Below are 18,609 nucleotides of genomic sequence, written 5' to 3' on the forward strand. Positions count from 1 at the left end.
GCCTATGTCCTGCAAATGTTCTGATTGATAGTGACTTTCCAAAAGTGCTGAATTTGTGGGCTTTCCGCGCCTTTGGATTTTACTACAATCTTCCCGTTTTGCTTCGCCAAATCTCTGGAAATGAACGATCTCCCTCTCCCGCAGAAATCTAATGGGGTCGCACACATCCGGGTCTTTCACAAGCCGCAGGATATTGTCATAGGTGGAACGGGCCTTCTGCTCTGCCGCCATATCCTCAGTCAGATCAGTGATAATGTCACCCTTTACCTGGAATTCACAGGCATTGAAGGGAATTCCCCCTGCGGCCTGGGGCCATACGCCCAGGGTATGATCCACATAATATTTGTCAAAGCCGCTCTTTTCAATCTCCTCCATGGACAGATTCCTGGTCAGCTGGTGCACAATGGCTCCAATCATCTCCAAATGTGCGAGCTCCTCTGTGCCGATGTCCGTCAACAGCCCGGCAACCTCCTTATAGGGCATGGAGTATCTCTGAGACAGATAACGCATGCTGGCCGCAAGCTCTCCGTCCGGTCCCCCAAACTGTGAGATGATCACCTGGGCCAGCTTTGCGTTTGGCTCCTTGATATTTACAGGAAACTGCAATCTTTTTTCATAATTCCACATTTAACCGCACGCTCCTTCCCAGGGCAGAGGCGCAGCGCCCCATCTCCATTCCTTATTGCTTTCAGCAAGATCCTTTGTGAGCGGGAAATATTTCTGCGAAAATTCCTTCACCATCTGATTTTTCATCCTGCTGTAATGGTTAAAATATTCCATGGCATTGCGGTCGGTCGGATGTGTATCCAGATACAGCGCAAACTCCACCAGAATAAAATCCACGATACTGATATCCTTCAGCATCTGCTCTTTATTGCTCAAGATACACATCTCCTTCCTGTGAAAGGCTTATTCAATTCAGGAAAGATCGTGCCGATTTTGAAGGCTTTGTCCAGATCGTCATACATTTTTTCAAAATGCTGCCAGGGCACATATGCCATGGCAATGGGATATCTGTCAAATCGTTCGTCAAATGAATAGTCCTGCATATGATTCCTTTCATAAACTTAGATTTTGTTTAATACTATAATATGATATCCCCTTCCGGAAGTTCATTTTCTGATTTCTTTTTGCATTTTTACGTGCGGAATACCCGCCTCTATAAAAACATCGGACACTCTTTGGTATCCGCATTTTTCATAAAATCCGAAAACCTCATATTTTGCGTCCATTTCAACTGTACTGTATCCTTGCCTTTTATAGTAATTTTCAATGTATGCAATCACAATTTTTCCCAGGCCAAGTCCCCTGTATTCCTTCAAAAAACAGAATCTCTGAATCCTTACCCTGTCGCTGGAGGTCTCTAAGCATCTGATGGTTCCCACATCCTTATTTTGATATCTGACTAAAAAGTGGCTGCAGGCCTCCTCCAGGCAGTCATATTTGTCCACTTCTATTTCCTTTGGCACACCTTTTTCTATGATAAAAACCTGCCTGCGTATCTCCAGACAATTTTCCAGCATATTTTTATCCATGGCTTTCTGAATTTCAACCTGCCTCATTTCCCCAATCCTTTCAGCAATCTGCGCCGTCACATAGTCCACTGCAGACAATCTGGCGCGAAAAACCGCCGCATCTGAGATTACATCCCCAATGCGGCGGAAAACATTCTTCTGAGCCTTATCTTGACTCTCCCATAAAAAACAAAGCGATTGTACCCGGTCCTGAATGCGCTCCGATGGTAGGGCCGATACGGTTGATGAGGAAATTCTGTATTCCCAGCCTTTCCTTTACCATATCTCTCACTGCCTCTGCATCCTCCAGGGCGTCCCCATGGCTGATAAACACAATATCATTTTCACTGCGATAGGAGCCTATTTTTTCTTCCATATAATCCACAAGTGCCGTCAATGATTTTTTTCTTCCCCGCACCTTGCCTATGAGAATCAAATGCCCCTCATTATCCACATGGAGCTTCGGCTTAATGCCTGCAAGGGTTCCTAAAACAGCAGCGGTCTTGCTCACTCTTCCGCCTCTATGCAGGTGGTACAAATCATCCACGGTAAAAACGTGAACCAGATGCAGCAGATTTTCCCTTACCCAGTCTGCAACCTCGTCCAGGGTTTTGCCCTGATCCCGCAGGCAGACCGCCTTATGGACCAAAAGGCCCTCTCCCAGGGAAGCACACAGCGTGTCAATCACAATGATTTTGCAGTCCCTGTGCTCTTCCATGATTTCCTCTGCCGCAAGCATCACATTGCCGCAGGTTCCGCTTAAGCCCGACGAAAAGGAGAGGCACAAAACCTCCTTCTCGGTCTGGATCACTTTCTCCAGATAGGCCTTTGCCTCCTCTGGATTGATCTGGGAGGTAGTTGGCATTTTCCCCTCTCTCATCATTTGATAAAATTCTTTCCAGTCAAGCTCCTTGCCGTGTCCATAGGTTACACCATCGAGAATATAGCTTAAATTCATACATCCCAGATCGTGCTCCTTTATGTACTCCTCAGGTAAATCAGCCGTAGAGTCCGTTATTATTTTAAACATAATTTCCTCCATTCGTATCATGATTGAGCAGCCCGGAAGCTTTTAAGCTCCCTGGGCCGCTTCGCCCGCTTTTTTACATTATACCATTATGAACCCGGGATTTCAAATTTTATCACAGAATTGTTTGGATTTTGGTTCGAAAGCTCCGGGCAGTCTCCTTCTAATGAGGCGATTTCTCAATTTCTCCCAGTCAAGGGGCAATAGAGGGTACAGATAGCTCCTTCGGGATACGGTGCGGTTGGTCCCAATGGAAATCAAAAGCACTGCAATTCCCGCCAGATACCCCCATAATCCGAACAGCTGTGTCAAAATCAGATTTAATATCCGCATAAATTTCAGGGCGTATCCCAGTTCATAATTTGCCTGGGTATAATTTGCAATAGCCACAAAGGCCATATACAGCATTACCTCGCTGGAAAACCACCCGCTGTTTACGGCAAATTCTCCCAGCACCAGGGCGGCCATAACACTCAAAGGGGTGCTCAGCATATTCGGCGTGTTTACGGCGGCCAGACGCAGACCGTCTATGGCCAGCTCCAGTATGAGAAACTGCCAGATCAGGGGGATGTTCGGAGTCTCCTTCAGCCGGATAAAGGCAAAGCTCTCCGGAATCAGATCCGTTTCTGCGGACAACAGTAAAAAGGTGGGTGTCACCAGGTATGTGAGAATGGCAATCAAAAACCGGGTGATGCGCAGATAGGTTCCCGTTATGGGCGGGAAATAATAGTCGTCCGCCTCCTCCAGCACATCAAAAATGGTCACGGGCATAATCATGGCGGAGGGGGAATTGTCCACCAAAATCACAATATTCCCCTCCAATATCTGTGCGGCCGCCGTATCCGGTCTCTCCGTATATTTAAATTTAGGAAAGGGATTATACCACTTTCTCTGGTAAAGGCATTCCGCCAGGCTTTCCTGGTTCAGGGTAAGAGAATCCACCTGAATATTGTTGATTTTCTCTTCAATTTCCTGTAAGAAAGCGTGATCCACCCTCTCATCCATATAGCAGAGTACAATGTCTGTTTTGGAGCTTTTACCGGCATTCATGATTTTCATGCGCAGGTCAGTGCTTCGTATCCTGCGTCTGATCAACGCTGTGTTGAAAACAATGGTTTCCACAAAGCCATCCTTGGAGCCACGCAGCACCTTATCCTTGTCCGGCTCCTGTACACTTCTGGCAGGATACGTGCGGGAGTCAATCAAAAGCGCCTTTTCAAACCCATCCACCAGAAGCAGAAACACACCGGAAAGCAGCGCATTTATGATAGTCTCCCACTGGCTGTTTACATCCACCTCCACATAGGGAATATCCTGCTTGGACATTTCATGGGCGTCCGCCGGCATTTGTTCCGGTGTGATTTCCATAAAAAACTGCAAAAGCTTCTGCATCAGCTCATCCTTGCAGAAGCCGTCTATCAGATACATACACGCTTCCTTTCCCCCGATATGCACCACTCTGTGAACCACGTCAAAATTGTTTTCCACATCCAGTATTTGATTTAAAAACTGCATATCCTTCCTCAGCGAACCTGAGATTTCCTTCGGAAAGCTTAGGTTTTCCTTCATAAATAACAAACTCCCTTTCCCGGCTGACTGAAATGCTTTTTCTCAGTGTCCCCGGAAAGGGAGCTTTCTATACTCTTATAAATGAAAGCCTTAAAAGTTTACCTGGTCGTGCTGCCGAAGCCGCCGTTTCGCACCCCGTCGGCGTCGTCATCAACGGTAATGCCAAATTCCAGAAAGATTCCCTGGGCAAAACCGGTTCCCGCAGGAACCTCCACTGTCCTGCCCTCGTTTGAGGCGTTTGTCATTTTGATAAATATATGTCCCTCATTGTCGGAATAAAAATAATCGCTGTCAATAATACCCACCGTGTTATTCATCTGCAGACGGTATTTAAAGCCCAGGCCGCTTCTGGGATAAAGCTTCAAAACCCAGCCTTCCTCCATTTCCACACGGATTCCCGTTGGAATCTTGATTGTGGCATTGGGCGCAAGAGAAAAGGAAAAGGGCGCGAAAAAATCATACCCTGCGCTCCCCTTGGTGGAGCGCACAGGCAGCTTAAGGTTTTCATACATATCCTGAATATCCGCCTGTGTAAATTGTGGAAAATCTGCCGCCATTGACTCTGCAAACTGTCCGGCGCTGACCTTGTGAAATTTTGCAATTCTCTGCATCTGTCTATCGTACCTTCCCGCCCACAAAAGGGGCTCTGTCACTTATCTATGCCTCATAGTCTGCGCAGTGAAGCACCGGCTCCCAGGGCTTTGCCTGCCTGAGTGTTTTCTGTACATCTATCACCCTCTGATTTTTGCTTCCTTTCCACAAAAGCTTCGGGTCCTTTTCTTCCACATGAAACTCTCCGTCCACCACCACGTCTACAAGCTCCATCATAGGATCGTTATAAATGGTTTCCCAGCTGTCGCCTGTATACAGCCAGATTGTCTTGTTTGGATATTTTTCCTTAATTTCCGCCATAAAGCTGCGCACATCCATGCGGTTTCCCGGATACAGAGGGTCTCCCCCCGAGAATGTGATTCCTGATATATAATCCTTGTCCAGCTGCTCAAAAATCTCTTGCTTTGCCGCCTCGTCAAATGGAATTCCTCCGTCAGGGTCCCAGGTAATGGGATTGTGGCACTCCTTGCAGCAGTGGCTGCAGCCGGCCACCCAGAGCACCACACGAAGACCGTCCCCGTTCAGCATGTCGTCTTTGGTAATATTGTGATATCTCATTTCGTTTCTGTCCTCATTTTCGGATTTTTAACAGTCTGCGCACTGCCCCTACGAAGCAGCCCCCATTTCTCTCTGCGCATGTGACTCTGCTTCGCAAGGCTTCATTCGCAGGGCTTCGCCCTTGCTCATGAAGCACGCTCGTCAAATCCACGGATTTTCATGCGAGCATGAAAATCCGTGGGCTTGACTCGCTTATGTCACATACTTTTCCGTTCGGCGATTTCTGCCATTTTGGCGTCGTTGAGTCTGGTGTCGCCGTGTACACGGGAATAGGACAGATAACCGTTCATCCGGTCTATTTTTGTCAGATTGCGGCTGCCGCACTTGGGGCAGACGTCCATTTCGAGTTCCTGGTGTCCGCAGTCGTCACAGTAAGCAAGGGAAAGATTAACGCCCTCGTAAAAGCCCATATCCATAGCCCGGCGGATCAGTGTCTTGATGGCCTCCAGATTATAGTCGATGGGATATTTCACATACTGGATTTTCCCTCCGTTGCTCAGGTTCCAGAAACGGTTCTCCAAATCCTGCTTCTGAATGGGCGTGATATCCTCCGTCACATGGCAGTGGAAGCTGTTGCTCACATACTCTCTGTCGGAAACGCCCTCCACAATGCCGTATTTTTTGCGGAATTGCTTTACCTGCAGGCCGCAGAGGTTTTCTGCCGGCGTGCCGTAGATGGCATAGAGATGCCCGTCCTGTTCCTTAAATTCATTGACCCTTTTATTGATATGCTCCAATACCTCGATGGCAAAGGCGCCATCCTCCACCAAAGATTTCCCATTGTAAAGCTCCTGCAGCTCATTGAGGGCAGTAATGCCAAAGCTTGCAGTTGCAGATTTCAGCAAAGGTTTGATCTTATCAGACAGCTTTAGGTGTCCGCCCAAGAAGCCTCCCTCGCAGTACGCAAGAGGATTGGTGGATGCCCGCATTTCTCCCAGATACGCATAGGTGCGGATATGAAGCTGACGGATCAGGTTCAGATAATAGTCCAGCACCTCATAGAAATCCCGGCTCTCCTTTCTGGCCTTTGCCAGAATCATGGGCAGGTGCAGCGACACCGCGCCCACATTGAATCTTCCCACAAAAACAGGAGTGTCCTCATCGTCTGCGGGGTGCATTCCGCCTCTCTCATACCAGGGGGACAAAAAGGCACGGCATCCCATGGGAGACACAATTTTTCCGTACTGCTTGTACATGCTGGCCACATATCCCTTTCCGGTAAGGCTGAGCCAGTCCGGATACATGGTCTTTGAGGAGCATTTTACCCCAGCCTCAAACACATCCTCCAGGGGCTTTCCAGGCCCGTGAAGATTCTCATCATACAAAAATACGATTTTAGGAAACAGCACAGGCTTCTTGCACTCCTTTTTGCCCTGGCCGCCCCTGCGCACATTCAGCATTGTAATGGTGGCAAGCTTTGCAAACCTGCCCGTTCCCGTTCCGGCCGTCACCGTGATAAAGGGATAATCTCCCCGGCTGCTTGCCACTGTGTTGAATTTATACTCCCAGCCCTGGAAGCCCTGTTCAAATTCTCTGACCACATCCTTGTAAGCCTCTTCCTCCGCCCTCTCCTGACTGATTCCAAGGCCCGTGTACTTTTCAATGCCCCGTCTGTAGGATTTCTCCGCATAGGGCTCTAAAATCAAGTCCACGCTGGGCACCGTAAAGCCGCCGTACTGCTGGCTTGCGGCGCTGAGCACAATATCCCCAATCACATCGAAGGCCACATCCAGAGTCTTGGGCTCGTTATACCAGATATTTCCCATCTCAAAGCCGCCCGTCAAAACGCTCTGCACGTCAAAGAGACAGCAGTTCATGGTATCCCTTCTTGCCGACATATCGTGCACATAAATGTAGCCGTCCCTGCAGGCCTGTATCTCCTCTGTGGTCATAAAAAATTTCTGATACAGCTCCTTGTTGAGCTGGTTAAAAATCAGGCTCCTTTTGGTGGATACCAGCGCGGAATCTGTGTTGGCATTCTCCTTGTCGCCGATATACATGATGGACTGGCTCTTCTTATACACATCGTCCAGCATGCGCACAAAATCCTGCTTGTAATTGCGGTAATCCCGGTAGCTTTTGGCAACCACGGGCTTTACCTGCTCCAAGGCGCTTTCTACAATATTGTGCATAATGGGAATCGGAATTTCATCTGCCTCAAGCTCGTCTACCTTATCCACAACATACTGGCAGATATGTCTTTTCTCTTCGTCCGTAAATTTTGTCAAGGCCCGGTATGCGCTTTTTCCCACAGCGTTAATCACCTTCTGAACGTTAAAAGCTTCCCGGCTTCCATCCTTTTTAATTACATAGACATCCTTTAACGGTCTGTATTCTGCACCGTAATTTTCATTTTCCGTACCTGTCTGTTCCAAACTACTGATCATATACTCCATTCCCTTCATCTGTTTCGGCCCGCTTCAACACTATATGTTGTGTTCCTTATTTTTAACAGGCAATATATTGTGTGCGTGTATAATATAGTATAAAAAAGAATCCTCCGGATGTCAACGTGGAAGGGACATGAAAAATATACAAAAAGACACCTGAAATTTAGGTGCCTTTTTTGTGAAAAATGCTTGACATTACTTTTACAAGCTTTTTACATCCCTCCGGCACTCAAAATTCCGCTCTTTTTTACACATTCCAAAGCCTCCTCTATTTCCGTCACAGGAAGCACCAGCGCAAACCTTACATGCCCTTTGCCCAGCTCTCCGAAGCTGCTTCCCGGCGTACAGAGCACTCCCGTTTTTTCCAAAAGCTCCATGACAAATTTTACATCATCCGAAAAGCCCTCAGGTATCTTTGCCCAGGCAAACATAGTTCCCTGGCTTCTCTCAAAGGGCCATCCCAATTTTGTAAAGCCGTCGCAGAGAGCGTTTCTGCGCCGTTCATATTCCCTGCACTGCTCCTTTACCATATGATCCGGTCCCGTCAGGGCCGCAATGGCTCCGTACTGCACCGGCAGAAAGGTTCCATAGTCAATCTGGGACCGGAGCTTTTTGAAATTCTGCACCACTGTCCGGTTTCCCACAAGGAAAGCCATTCTGGCCCCTGTGTAGTTGAAGGACTTAGAGAGAGAATAAAACTCTGCCGCCACTTCCTTTGCCCCGGGGAACCACAAAATAGACTTTCCCGTCCTGCCGTCAAATATAATATCCGAATACGCATTGTCGTGGAGCAAAAAAATCTCATTTTCCGCCGCCCAGGGTATCAGTTTCTCATAAAAGGAATCCGGCGCAGCCTTGCCCACCGGATTTAAAGGATAGGACACGATCATAAATTTAGCTCTGTGGCCATACCTCTTTCCCAAATCCTCCAAATCCGGCAGGTAATCATTCTCCCTTGTGAGCCGGTATTTTTCAATTTTTGCACCTGCAAGCGCCGGGCCTATGGCAAAAATAGGATAACCCGGGTCCGGCACAAGCACAATATCTCCCGGGTCCGCAAGGGTAAGCCCGATATGGGCGATGCCCTCCTGGGAGCCATACACACTCATGATTTCCTCCGGTGAAAGCGTCACGCCGTATCTGCTTTGATACCGGTCAATCACCGCCTGGGTAAGCTGTGGCAGGTCCGAAAGCGCATACTTATAATTTTCCGGAATGGCCGCCGCTTTTGCCACCGCATCCATAACGTGCTCCGGAGGCTGAAAGTCCGGCGTGCCCACGCTGAAATTGTAAACCTTTCTCCCCGAGGCCGCATATACCTTCTTCTTTTCGTCCAGCACCTGAAAAATTCCCGCTTCAAATGCCTCCATTCTCTGGGCAGGATGAATCTCCATGACAAATTCCTTCTTTCCCTCTTATTCTTTCCCCTGATGGGGTTCTCCATTCAAAATAGCCAAAAGCCAGGCTCTGTATTTTTCCTTTACTGCTTCTGGTCCCACGATTCTGGCCTCCTGGCCGATCCCCGCAAGCCAGCCGAAAAACTGCCCGCTGACTGCCACCCGGACACGGATGTGAAACTGTCCATCCTCCAAAGGGCGGATGGACGATTCCCTGCCGAAGCGATCCAGCACCACACCGGCCAGCCGGTTGGGAAACGCAAGGGTCACGCTCTCCTCCTGTCCGGCAAACATGCCGAAGGTCTGGTTCACGTAAGATGCAAGGTCCATATCCGCAAATTGGCGGACGCCCTCCCGTTTCGCATCCAGCACCTTCACATTCCCCATTTTATCCACTCTGTAATGCTTCATGATTTTATCCTCACCGTCAAATGCGGCAAGGTAATAATTTTCCTCACGCCAGATCAAGGCCAAGGGACTTACCTGCTTGTCCCCGTTTTTCCTCGGCACAAGCTCCTTTTGCAGATTCCAGTCCAGATAAGTAAAGGAAATCTTTTTATTCTCCTGAATGGCGCGGTGGATATTGTCCACATTATAATAAATGCTTTCATTCTCCGTTTTCACCCGCCCGGCCACATAAACCTGCCTCTGCAGCTTGCCCGCGTCATATTTTCCGGCCATGCGCTCCAGCTTGCCGATCAGCTCCCTGGACTTTTTTGTGGTAATAAACCGTGAAGACTGCACTGCGTCAACCAAAAGCTTTAATTCCGCCAGCTCAAATTCACGCTCCGCCAGGTAATAGCCTCCGCCCTGTCGGCTGTGAACCTGAATGATATCATATCCAAAATCACACAGCTTGGAGATATCGTCGTAAATACTCTTGCGCTCCGAATGGATTCCCTGAGCCTCCAGCCTCTCTATCAGCTCCGAGGTGCTCATGGGATGGTCCTCGTCCGTATTTTCCGCAAGAAACTTCATTATGTACAAAAGCTTCAGCTTTTGTCCCGATGATTTTGCCATTTTACTCCCCATTCCCAGGCGCAGCGTAGGAATCGCGCAATAGAATATCATAAATCTGATGCAGATCGCTTATTTCATAGTCCGGTAAAAGCTCAGAGGTATTTAAGGTTCCCTCCGGGCGGTACCAGCAGGTGGATATCCCCGCCAGAAAGCCGCCCTTGATATCGCTGGAAAGAGAATCTCCCACAATCAGAATTTTCTTCTTATCCTTTTCCTGCACATGAGAAAGGCAGTAATCAAAGAATGCCTTGTGAGGCTTTGGCGCTCCTATGTTTTCAGAGATAAAGAGCCCATCCATCACATCCCTTAAGCCTGACAGCTTAAGCTTGTTTTCCTGAGTGGAGGCCACGCCGTTTGTAACCACATACTGTTTGACCTTTCCTTGAAGAAATCTGCAGACGTCAAGGGAATCATCAATATAGCAATAGACGCTGCCAAGAGCCTCCTGATACTCCTTGCGGAAGGCCTCCACATCCACACCGGTAATATGGTACTCTTCAAACAGGGCGAGAAACCGGCCGGGAAGCAGCTCCTTCTTTGTGATCTCTCCCAGCTCAAGCCGCTTCCAGAAGCTGTCGTTGATCTGCGCGTACCGCTCTATCATTTCCTCTGTAATCTCTCTGCCGATGGAATGAAAGCATTTTGTAATGGCATATCTCTGGGAATAGGAAAAATCAAGCAGCGTTCCATCCACATCCCAAAGCACAGTGGTAAACCTCATTTCAGTGGTTCTCCTTCGCGTCTTTTTTCTTTCGCAGAAAGATGCCCAGGGTAATCCCCACAGCTCCCACCGCCGCAATCACTGCAAGTAATACAAAATAAGACAAAAAAGTGTTTACAAATTGAATCATTTCTAACCTCTCTTTCCTCTGCCGCACGCTTTCCGGTTCCCTCTTCAGGCAAGCTCCCACACTCCGGTGGAAAGGAAGCGCTCCGCCTGTCTGGATGCCTTTTCTATGATTTCCTTCTCATAGCCCATGATTTCCAAAAGCTTGATGGCGTTTCTGGTAGCTGCCTTTCCCTTCATCAGCCGATAGTTGAAAAATACATCCCCGTCCCTGATATCCTCCTCAAAATGATAATTGTCGAAGAAATCCCGCAAAAGATCGGTCATCTCAATATCATGAGTGGCGGCAAAGCACAAAATATTGCTTCCCGTCAGGCTCTTTAAAATCTGGGTGGAGGCCGCAATCCGCTCCACGGTATTGGTGCCCCGAAGCACCTCGTCCACAAAGCACAATACCTTTCCCTCTGTCCGCTCTGCCGCATCCAAAATCCGTTTCAGTGCCTTGATCTCCACAATATAATAGCTTTCGCCGCCCTTCATATCATCCCGCAGAGACATAGAGGAATAAATGTGAAAAAAGGGAGCGCTGTAGCTTGCTGCCAGACAGGTGTGAATGGTCTGGGCAAGAATGGCATTTACCGCCACCGTTTTTAGAAACGTAGATTTGCCCGAGGCATTGGAGCCGGTCAGCAAAACACCCCTTTCAGCGGCAATGCTGTTTTTCACCGGATCAGAAAGCATGGGATGCCAGGCCCCTTCAAGCACAAGCTCCTCCCCTTTTCCAAGCTTTGGCACACAATATTCCTCCCCCAGGGAAACCCTGAAGGCTCCGATGGCAATGGCTGTCTCCACATATCCCACACATGTAATCAGACCGTCCACATCCGCAAGATGCTTCGTCAGCTGTGAAAGCATCCTGTTGAATTTGATCAAATCCACATGAAATGTCATGCGGATATAGTCCATCACAATATCAAGAGGGTTTCCGGTGGAAGCGTTGCGGTTGCTGGAAAAGACCCAAAAGGAACCCCTTTTCATACCGCTCAGACCGTTTTTACAGCGTTCCATTTCCTCCCATTCCCTCTTTAAGGGTGGAATTTCTATTTTCAGCAGACCGTCGCAGACAGTCAGCAGACGCATCACATAGGCAAAGCTGGTAATATAGGGATCGATCTCGTTTTTCTCCTTAAAATAAGAGATAATGTTAAAGAGAATCAACACTACAATCCCACAGATTCCAACGGTATACCAAAAAGGAAGTATGCAAAGAAAGGGCACAAACAAACCATCCATCAGGTAATGTCTTGCGTTGCTTCTCTTTCCCAGATAATTCAGATTATCCAGATAGTCGTAGAGGGAAAATTTCCCCGTATACCCCAGCTTCCGCATCAGAAGCTGCACCCCTGCTCTTTCGTCGGGATGTCCCAGAAAATACTCCGTCACCTCCTCCAGATGAGAAAGCTCCTCCACAGACTGCCTCGGCGTGCGCAGTGTGTAATACAGGTATTCTTCCCCGGAAGCGGAAAAGGTATAATTCAGCCGTTTGAAAATATCATCCATATTCAGGTCATTCCAGGTGATATCATCTATCTGCCCTTCTTTTTCGTGCTTGTGAAAAAAGCTTCCCATGCGCGCATAGCGTTCCAGCGCATATTCCTTTTGGGGCAGCGTTCCAAAATCCTCGTATAGAGATTGAATAAATCTCTGCTTCTGCTTTTTGGCCAAAATCCCTTCCCGGATAAAGACAGCCAGCAAAAATAAACCGACTGCCAAAAAAAACAAAAATAATTCCATTTTAAATTTAAACTTCTTCCTTCTCTTTTTCCCAGCGCCCCATCCCTACTGGGAAAGCAGGCGCTTTACAATCTCATTGCAGTTTTGATAAATTCTCTCGGGACTTTCTCCCACGTTGAATTCACCCTTATAATATAAAATTTTCCCGTTGATCATCGTCATGCACACATTGGACTTGCTTCCGCTGTACACCAGATTTTTGGGAATGTTATGCAGCGGCTGCATATTGGGCTGGTTTAAATCAATCATAATCAAATCCGCATATTTCCCCTTAGCCAGCACATCAGAGCGGTTTAGCCGCATGGCCTTGGCTCCGTTTACTGTGGCCATACGCAGCACATCCATAGCGTCCAGACTGGAGGCATCATTTTCCAGAACCTTGCTCAGTCCTGACACCAGAAACATTTCCCGGAACATATCCAGGCAGTTATTGCTTGCAGGCCCGTCCGTACCGATGGCCACCGGAATTTTTCTCTTCTGAAACTGTGCTATGGGGGCAATGCCGCTGGCAAGCTTTAAATTGGATGCCGGGTTTGTGATGACATATAATCTGCGTCTGCGGAATACGTCCATATCCTCCTGTGTCATATGCACACAGTGATAGCACCCTCCGCCATACTCAAACATTCCAAGGGAATCCAAAAATACAGCCGGTGTAATACCATATCTCTCCCTGCACTGCTCCACCTCGGTCTGTGTTTCCGCCAGATGGGTGTAGATAGGCGCATGATACTTGTGCGCCAGCTGGCAGATATCCCATAAAAGCTCCTTGGAGCAGGTGTATTCCGCATGAAATCCCAGCTGATAGCTGATCAGGGAATTTTTCCGGTTCCATTTCAGATATTCTGCCTCCACCTGTTCTAAGGAAGAGCTGAAATTATTCAGGCCGCTTACCAGCACACACCGCATGCCGGTGTCCAGACATGCCTCCGCAGCCGTGTCCGGCGTCAAATACATATCAAAAATAGAAGTAATGCCGGAGGTCACATACTCTAACACCGCCAGCTTGGTGAGATGGTAGATATCCTCGCCGCTCAGCTTGGCCTCCATGGGAAAAACTTTCTCATTCAGCCATTTCTGCAAGGGCACATCATCCGCAAAGGATCGCAGAAAGGTCATTCCGGAATGGGTGTGCGCATTTTTAAAGCCCGGCATCAAAAGATTTCCCTTGCAGTCGATCTCAATATCCCAGACGATCCTGGGAATATCCCGGTCCCATTCGCTTTCTAACTCCGCTTCCTCCGCCACATAGACAATTCTCTCGTTCTTTACCCAGACCTCTCCGTCAAAAACTGGTCTGTCCTTTTCCATCGTAAGAATCTTTGCATTGTATAAACGTATATTCATATGATTGAGTTCCCTCCAAAGCCATAAGGCAGCAATTCCCCCAGGGAATAGCTTTTGTAATCATCCTCACTTCTCGCCACAAAAATCAGAAAGTCCTCATCTGCAAACTCTTTCATGACCTGTCTGCAGATGCCGCAGGGAAAGGCATATTCCCTGGGAGCTTCTCCCTCCATGCCGCCGGCCACCGCAATGGCCAAAAACCTGCGCTCCCCTTCATTCACCGCCCGAAAGATGGCGTTTCGCTCCGCACAGCAGCAGGCGCCGTAGGAGGCGTTTTCCACATTTCCACCCTGGTATATCCTTCCCTCCCAGGTCAAAAGGGCCGCTCCCACCTGATAGTGAGAATAAGGGGCGTAAGAGCGCTTCCTCGCCTCAAGGGCTTCCTTTACCAGCTTTTTTTCCAAAGCCTTTTCCATCTTGTTTCCATCCTGTCCCATATGTGTCCTGCCTTAACACAGCTTTCATCCCCCACAGGGTTTACAGCCTTTCCACAAATTTTGTCAGCAGCTGTTTAAAACGGGGCGCCGCCATATCTGCGGCCTCCTGCACCTCCTCATGGGTAAGGGGCTGGTCCGTCATGCCTGCCGCCAGATTGCTGATACAGGAAATTCCGCAGATGCGCATTCCCATGTGATTGGCGGCAATGGCCTCCACCACCGTGCTCATACCCACTGCGTCGCAGCCAAGCTGACGCAGCATGCGGATTTCCGCCGGTGATTCAAAGGATGGCCCCGTCAGCTGGGCATACACTCCCTCCTGGAGAGGAATATCGTTTTCCATAGCAGTCTCCCGGAGCAGCTCGCATAGACTCTCGTCATAGACACTGCTCATATCCGGAAACCGCGTTCCCAGCTCATCTATATTTGGCCCAATCAAAGGATTGGGAGCAAACAGGGAAATGTGATCCTTTATCAACATCAAATCCCCCGGATAGAAGGAGGCGTTCACACCTCCCGCCGCATTTGTAAGAATCAGAATTTCCGCTCCCAAAAGCTTCATAAGCCGGGTGGGAAGCACCACATCCCTCACGTCATAGCCCTCGTAAAAATGGACTCTTCCCTTCATGCACACCACGGGAACCTCTCCGATATAGCCGAAGATAAATTTCCCGGCATGTCCCGGAACCGTGGACACTGGGAATCCCTCAATTCCTTCATAGGGAATTTCCTTTTCCACCCGTATTTCTTCCGCATAATCCCCAAGGCCGGAGCCAAGCACAATGGCTGCCTTTGGCACAAAATCCGTCTCCTTCCGCACACATTCGCAGCATTTCATCAGCTTTTCATATACTACATTCATACCTTGCTTCTGCCTCCCTGATCCTATATTTTTGTAATGCAATTTTGATATTGTAATTTATTCTGCTACAAAATGACTTAACTTCACAACAATCATCCCGTCCCAGACCTGAACGCTGTTTTCCGCAGGCCATTCAGGCATATAGGTACTGTATTCCATGGCCTGCTCCACCCGGTCCTCACTCACCATGGCATAGTCCTTCCCCAAGATATGAAGAAAGCCCAATATCCGTCTGGTACTCCAGTAAAAAGCCGGTTCCACATCCGTGTCATAGTCAAAAAAGCTGCGGCCGATCACTTCGCCCAAAAGACAGGCATTGTTTCCCTCAAATTCCTTTTTTCCAATTACAATCACCGGCAGGCTGTCCTGTCCTCTGACCTGCTCCAGCCGTGTAATCAGCTCTCTTCCCATCGCCGCATCCTGTTCGTAACGCATTCTGTCCGTGTAATACAGCCTGCTTGTCACCTGAAGCTGCATCCAGCCAGTCACAATGCAGACTGCCCCCATGCAGAGAGCCAACACCAGACAGGCTCCTGGCATTTTCTCTCTCTGGGGATTTTTGCTTTCCAGCCTTGTCCTCCACAGATGCACATCAAAATACCCCAGAAATCCCGTCATAACAGGCAGAACCAGCTGTGAGCGCACAGCCGGGGCTCCCCCGCAGACAATCGTCATCAAAAACGGCGTAAGAAACAGCGCAGCTAAGAAGAACCATAGGAGAAGCTTCTTTCCTTTCGTACTCCTGCCCTTTGCAGAATCTGCCCCTCCATTTAAGCTGACAGCTCCAAATAAAAGCAAGGTCAAAAGACATAGCAGCCCATAGCCTATGGTGTAATAGATGGAGTCATATCCGGTACATGCTTTAACCACATGGCCCAAAACCCCCTTCAGATTATCCACAAAGTCTCTTTTGCCCCACAAAATCTGTCCCTGCAAATAGTCCGAAGCGCCAAAAAACAATCTGGTAATCAGCTGGTTGATAAAAAAAGCAGCAAGAAAAACCCCCGCATGGGCCAAAAGCTGCCGGATTAAGCCTGCCGTTTCCCCTTCTCCACCATTTTCCCCGGATGTGCCCTGCAGCAGCAAAAGAGACAGGGTTCCGAAAATGTATACCACCACAAAAACCTGATAAAGGGAAAAAACAAGAAGCAGAAGAAGCCCGCTCCCCAAAAAGAAAAGAAAATGTCTCCTTTTCACCCCCTGAGCCGTCAGGAAAAGCGCAAAAGCCGTCAGCAGAAATCCTGCACATATCTCTGCGCTCTGCAGGGAAAAATAAAACTGCTCTGTCATAATGGGATGAGAAATCCAAAGAAGCCCTCCCAGAAACCAGCCTGCAAAGCTCCCCGGTCCTCCCGCCGTTTTATCCCACAGCCAAAAAAAGGCGAAAGCGGCTGCTGACAAAAAGACCAGCGTCAAAAGTCCTGCAAAATAGGGATTGAAATCAAGCATCCCCAAAAGTCCCTTTAAAAGCACCAGTCCCTGTCTGCCCGTTGTCAGCCATCCGCCGTAAAAATCTCCCTGGAGCTTAATAATGTCCTCCGTATCAATACCGATTACAGGGGAATTCAGCTTTGCACCATGAAATAAAAAAACAAACAGCCCCAGGCACACAATACGGCCCCGGTACTCCCTGAAGAAAGCGCCTGCCTTTTCAAAAGCCTGGTTTTTCCTATATTCTCTCACAATTTCAATTCCTTTTTGTCAAAATGATGCTCTTTCTTTGAATAGATTTATTATACAAAACCTGGGGATAAAAAGCAATTCATTTGTGTTATATTCAATTATATGTTACTATTAGCATATGTGCGGGCAGACAAAAGTCTGCCCCGTCAATCAAAACAGGATAAGGAACTTTGGCCATGAAATCAAAAACACACCGCCTGCATGCGGATCATATCATATTTTTCCTGTATTTTGCCCTCTATTTCATCATTGGATTATCCATGCTTCTAAAGCAGTCCTTCGGCAATCCTCCTGATGAGTACAACCGGTATTTGATTCCCCAGTATATCGCGGCAAACGGCAGTCTCCCCAACGGCTACGAGGAATCCATCCGCATCGGGGGCTATGGATTTTCCTATGGCTTCCAGCCCATCCTTCCTTATATTTTCCAGGGGCTTATGATGCGGCTTGCAGGACTGTTTTCCTCCTCGGAAGCTGTGCTTTTGTATTCTGCCCGTCTGGTAGATTTTATATTCGGCCTTGTGATGGCTGTATTTGTGCTGCTTCTGGGAAGAGAATGGTTTGCCGACAGGCGCTTTTCCTGGCTTTTTTCCTTTCTGGTAATGTTTCTTCCCCAGAGCATCTTTGTGCATACTTATGTGAACACGGATTCCTGCTGCATGATGTCTATCGCCATCATGCTCTATGGGCTCACCAGGGGAATTCAGGATCACTTTCGTGTTTCCTCTTGTATTTTGCTGGCTATCGGCATCATCTTTTGTGCGCTGTCCTATTATAACGCCTACGGATACATTTTGAGCTGCATCCTTCTGTTTACAGCTTACTTTTTTTCCGGTTCCCACACAGGAATTTCCTTTTCCTGGCGCCCCTTTCTCAAAAAGGGAATCTTCATCAGCCTTTTGGTTCTTTTGGGCATCGGCTGGTGGTTTGTAAGGAGCTTTATCCTCTACGACGGGGACTTTCTGGGGCTTAAATCCAGAGACCTGTGCGCCTCTCTGTATGCCCTCCCGGAATTTCATCCGGACACCCGCATCACCTGGCAGAGCCAGGGCTATTCCCTGTGGGAGATGCTTGTAACCTCCGATTTCCTAAATCTGACGCTTTTAAGCTTTATTGGCATTTACGGCCCCATGACCATTGTCACAAGTCTCTGGGTTTACCGTTTTTACAAGCTCCTCTTTGCGGTCTGTGTGGCGCTCTGCATTCTGCTTCCCGGCCAAGGCGCCGGGGCATTATACCCAGACCGTCCTTTTTTCAGAAGATTTTTCCATGCAAATATGATTTTCTGCATGGCGATGCCCTTTCTTTTAAGCCTGTACTATTCCTACGCCATCGATTATCAGCCCCAGGGCAGGTATATTCTGCCTATGCTGATTCCCTTTTCTTATTATTGCATCCGGGGGCTTTACAAGGCTGTTTCAGCGGGAGCGCATTTTTGCAGTAAGGTTTTTTGCAGACAGACAGATACGCCCGCAGAGAAACTGTTTTTTAACCGTCTCTCCACAGGCGTATGCCTTGTCGTCGGGGTACTGATCCTGCTTTCTGTTTTTATTACTGTCTACGGATACGCTTTTCCCTATTATGAACTTCATCCCACGGCTCCATAAAAACA

At 48.3% G+C, this 18,609-nt stretch carries 19 protein-coding genes; 1 reads left to right on the forward strand and 18 read right to left on the reverse strand.

The genetic code is table 11. From position 1 onward, the window contains the following. The 18 genes from SHK35_RS04010 to SHK35_RS04095 all read right to left on the reverse strand — a co-directional run. Positions 1 to 627: manganese catalase family protein (locus SHK35_RS04010; RefSeq protein ID WP_318708699.1), on the reverse strand; the 627-nt coding region annotated here is incomplete at its 3' end. After that, positions 628 to 882 (reverse strand): spore coat protein CotJB, encoded by a 255-nt coding sequence (locus tag SHK35_RS04015; RefSeq protein ID WP_318705664.1) that lies wholly within the window; start codon positions 880 to 882, stop codon positions 628 to 630. It abuts the gene before it with no gap. Beyond that, positions 879 to 1,049 carry a spore coat associated protein CotJA gene (locus SHK35_RS04020; protein WP_318705662.1) on the reverse strand — a complete coding sequence of 57 codons (171 nt, stop codon included), beginning with the start codon at positions 1,047 to 1,049 and terminating at the stop codon, positions 879 to 881. The genes SHK35_RS04015 and SHK35_RS04020 overlap by 4 nt, the downstream gene beginning before the upstream one ends. 63 nt (positions 1,050 to 1,112) lie before the next feature. Then, entirely contained in the window at positions 1,113 to 1,562 is a 450-nt protein-coding gene (locus tag SHK35_RS04025) for a GNAT family N-acetyltransferase (protein WP_318705661.1), read from the reverse strand. A gap of 118 nt (positions 1,563 to 1,680) precedes the next feature. Then, on the reverse strand, positions 1,681 to 2,544 hold the full coding sequence (locus tag SHK35_RS04030) for a DegV family protein (RefSeq protein WP_330628801.1): 864 nt from the start codon (positions 2,542 to 2,544) through the stop codon (positions 1,681 to 1,683). A 102-nt stretch (positions 2,545 to 2,646) separates the two neighbouring features. Next, positions 2,647 to 4,110, reverse strand: coding sequence for a spore germination protein (locus SHK35_RS04035; protein ID WP_318708701.1), 1,464 nt, complete (start codon positions 4,108 to 4,110; stop codon positions 2,647 to 2,649). Positions 4,111 to 4,208: 98 nt separating this feature from the next. Then, a complete protein-coding gene (locus SHK35_RS04040; protein ID WP_318708703.1) occupies positions 4,209 to 4,721 on the reverse strand; it encodes a deoxyuridine 5'-triphosphate nucleotidohydrolase in 513 nt (170 codons plus the stop codon). 46 nt (positions 4,722 to 4,767) lie between these two features. Next, positions 4,768 to 5,280, reverse strand: coding sequence for an anaerobic ribonucleoside-triphosphate reductase activating protein (gene nrdG / locus SHK35_RS04045; protein ID WP_318708704.1), 513 nt, complete (start codon positions 5,278 to 5,280; stop codon positions 4,768 to 4,770). A gap of 197 nt (positions 5,281 to 5,477) precedes the next feature. Next, entirely contained in the window at positions 5,478 to 7,667 is a 2,190-nt protein-coding gene (gene nrdD, locus SHK35_RS04050) for an anaerobic ribonucleoside-triphosphate reductase (RefSeq protein WP_318708705.1), read from the reverse strand. 215 nt (positions 7,668 to 7,882) lie between these two features. Beyond that, complete coding sequence (locus SHK35_RS04055) at positions 7,883 to 9,064, reverse strand: pyridoxal phosphate-dependent aminotransferase (RefSeq protein WP_318704203.1); 1,182 nt, start codon at positions 9,062 to 9,064, stop codon at positions 7,883 to 7,885. A 21-nt stretch (positions 9,065 to 9,085) separates the two neighbouring features. Continuing rightward, positions 9,086 to 10,087, reverse strand: a complete 1,002-nt coding sequence (locus SHK35_RS04060) for a helix-turn-helix transcriptional regulator (RefSeq protein WP_318708706.1) — start codon at positions 10,085 to 10,087, stop codon at positions 9,086 to 9,088. 1 nt (position 10,088) lies between these two features. After that, entirely contained in the window at positions 10,089 to 10,808 is a 720-nt protein-coding gene (locus SHK35_RS04065) for a YjjG family noncanonical pyrimidine nucleotidase (protein WP_318708708.1), read from the reverse strand. 1 nt (position 10,809) lies between these two features. Next, complete coding sequence (locus tag SHK35_RS04070) at positions 10,810 to 10,938, reverse strand: hypothetical protein (protein WP_318704198.1); 129 nt, start codon at positions 10,936 to 10,938, stop codon at positions 10,810 to 10,812. 44 nt (positions 10,939 to 10,982) lie between these two features. Then, on the reverse strand, positions 10,983 to 12,668 hold the full coding sequence (locus SHK35_RS04075; RefSeq protein ID WP_318708711.1) for a MutS-related protein: 1,686 nt from the start codon (positions 12,666 to 12,668) through the stop codon (positions 10,983 to 10,985). A gap of 45 nt (positions 12,669 to 12,713) precedes the next feature. Further along, complete coding sequence (locus SHK35_RS04080) at positions 12,714 to 14,015, reverse strand: amidohydrolase (RefSeq protein ID WP_318704194.1); 1,302 nt, start codon at positions 14,013 to 14,015, stop codon at positions 12,714 to 12,716. After that, positions 14,012 to 14,452 carry a cytidine deaminase gene (gene cdd, locus SHK35_RS04085; RefSeq protein ID WP_318704192.1) on the reverse strand — a complete coding sequence of 147 codons (441 nt, stop codon included), beginning with the start codon at positions 14,450 to 14,452 and terminating at the stop codon, positions 14,012 to 14,014. The genes SHK35_RS04080 and cdd overlap by 4 nt, the downstream gene beginning before the upstream one ends. A 40-nt stretch (positions 14,453 to 14,492) precedes the next feature. Then, positions 14,493 to 15,314, reverse strand: a complete 822-nt coding sequence (locus SHK35_RS04090) for a purine-nucleoside phosphorylase (RefSeq protein ID WP_318708713.1) — start codon at positions 15,312 to 15,314, stop codon at positions 14,493 to 14,495. A 57-nt stretch (positions 15,315 to 15,371) separates the two neighbouring features. After that, positions 15,372 to 16,997, reverse strand: coding sequence for a glucosyltransferase domain-containing protein (locus SHK35_RS04095; RefSeq protein ID WP_318708715.1), 1,626 nt, complete (start codon positions 16,995 to 16,997; stop codon positions 15,372 to 15,374). Positions 16,998 to 17,173: 176 nt separating this feature from the next. Between SHK35_RS04095 and SHK35_RS04100 the strand changes: the two genes are divergently transcribed. Beyond that, the gene (locus tag SHK35_RS04100; RefSeq protein ID WP_318708716.1) at positions 17,174 to 18,604 is read left to right on the forward strand and encodes an ArnT family glycosyltransferase; all 1,431 of its coding nucleotides are present in this window, start codon (positions 17,174 to 17,176) and stop codon (positions 18,602 to 18,604) included. The last annotated feature ends 5 nt before the right edge of the window (positions 18,605 to 18,609 follow it).

This window comes from Candidatus Acetatifactor stercoripullorum (assembly GCF_944382095.1).
GTDB lineage: Bacteria > Bacillota > Clostridia > Lachnospirales > Lachnospiraceae > Acetatifactor > Acetatifactor stercoripullorum.

Excerpts from the sequence above, each read along its gene's own strand:
- SHK35_RS04020 (WP_318705662.1), bottom strand. The coding sequence starts at position 1,049 with ATGCAGGACTATTCATTTGACGAACGATTTGACAGATATCCCATTGCC.
- SHK35_RS04025 (WP_318705661.1), bottom strand. The coding sequence starts at position 1,562 with ATGAGGCAGGTTGAAATTCAGAAAGCCATGGATAAAAATATGCTGGAA.
- SHK35_RS04030 (WP_330628801.1), bottom strand. The coding sequence starts at position 2,544 with ATGTTTAAAATAATAACGGACTCTACGGCTGATTTACCTGAGGAGTAC.
- SHK35_RS04035 (WP_318708701.1), bottom strand. The coding sequence starts at position 4,110 with ATGAAGGAAAACCTAAGCTTTCCGAAGGAAATCTCAGGTTCGCTGAGG.
- SHK35_RS04040 (WP_318708703.1), bottom strand. The coding sequence starts at position 4,721 with ATGCAGAGAATTGCAAAATTTCACAAGGTCAGCGCCGGACAGTTTGCA.
- nrdG (WP_318708704.1), bottom strand. The coding sequence starts at position 5,280 with ATGAGATATCACAATATTACCAAAGACGACATGCTGAACGGGGACGGT.
- nrdD (WP_318708705.1), bottom strand. The coding sequence starts at position 7,667 with ATGATCAGTAGTTTGGAACAGACAGGTACGGAAAATGAAAATTACGGT.
- SHK35_RS04055 (WP_318704203.1), bottom strand. The coding sequence starts at position 9,064 with ATGGAGATTCATCCTGCCCAGAGAATGGAGGCATTTGAAGCGGGAATT.
- SHK35_RS04060 (WP_318708706.1), bottom strand. The coding sequence starts at position 10,087 with ATGGCAAAATCATCGGGACAAAAGCTGAAGCTTTTGTACATAATGAAG.
- SHK35_RS04065 (WP_318708708.1), bottom strand. The coding sequence starts at position 10,808 with ATGAGGTTTACCACTGTGCTTTGGGATGTGGATGGAACGCTGCTTGAT.
- SHK35_RS04070 (WP_318704198.1), bottom strand. The coding sequence starts at position 10,938 with ATGATTCAATTTGTAAACACTTTTTTGTCTTATTTTGTATTACTTGCA.
- SHK35_RS04075 (WP_318708711.1), bottom strand. The coding sequence starts at position 12,668 with ATGGAATTATTTTTGTTTTTTTTGGCAGTCGGTTTATTTTTGCTGGCT.
- SHK35_RS04080 (WP_318704194.1), bottom strand. The coding sequence starts at position 14,015 with ATGAATATACGTTTATACAATGCAAAGATTCTTACGATGGAAAAGGAC.
- cdd (WP_318704192.1), bottom strand. The coding sequence starts at position 14,452 with ATGGGACAGGATGGAAACAAGATGGAAAAGGCTTTGGAAAAAAAGCTG.
- SHK35_RS04090 (WP_318708713.1), bottom strand. The coding sequence starts at position 15,314 with ATGAATGTAGTATATGAAAAGCTGATGAAATGCTGCGAATGTGTGCGG.
- SHK35_RS04100 (WP_318708716.1), top strand. The coding sequence starts at position 17,174 with ATGAAATCAAAAACACACCGCCTGCATGCGGATCATATCATATTTTTC.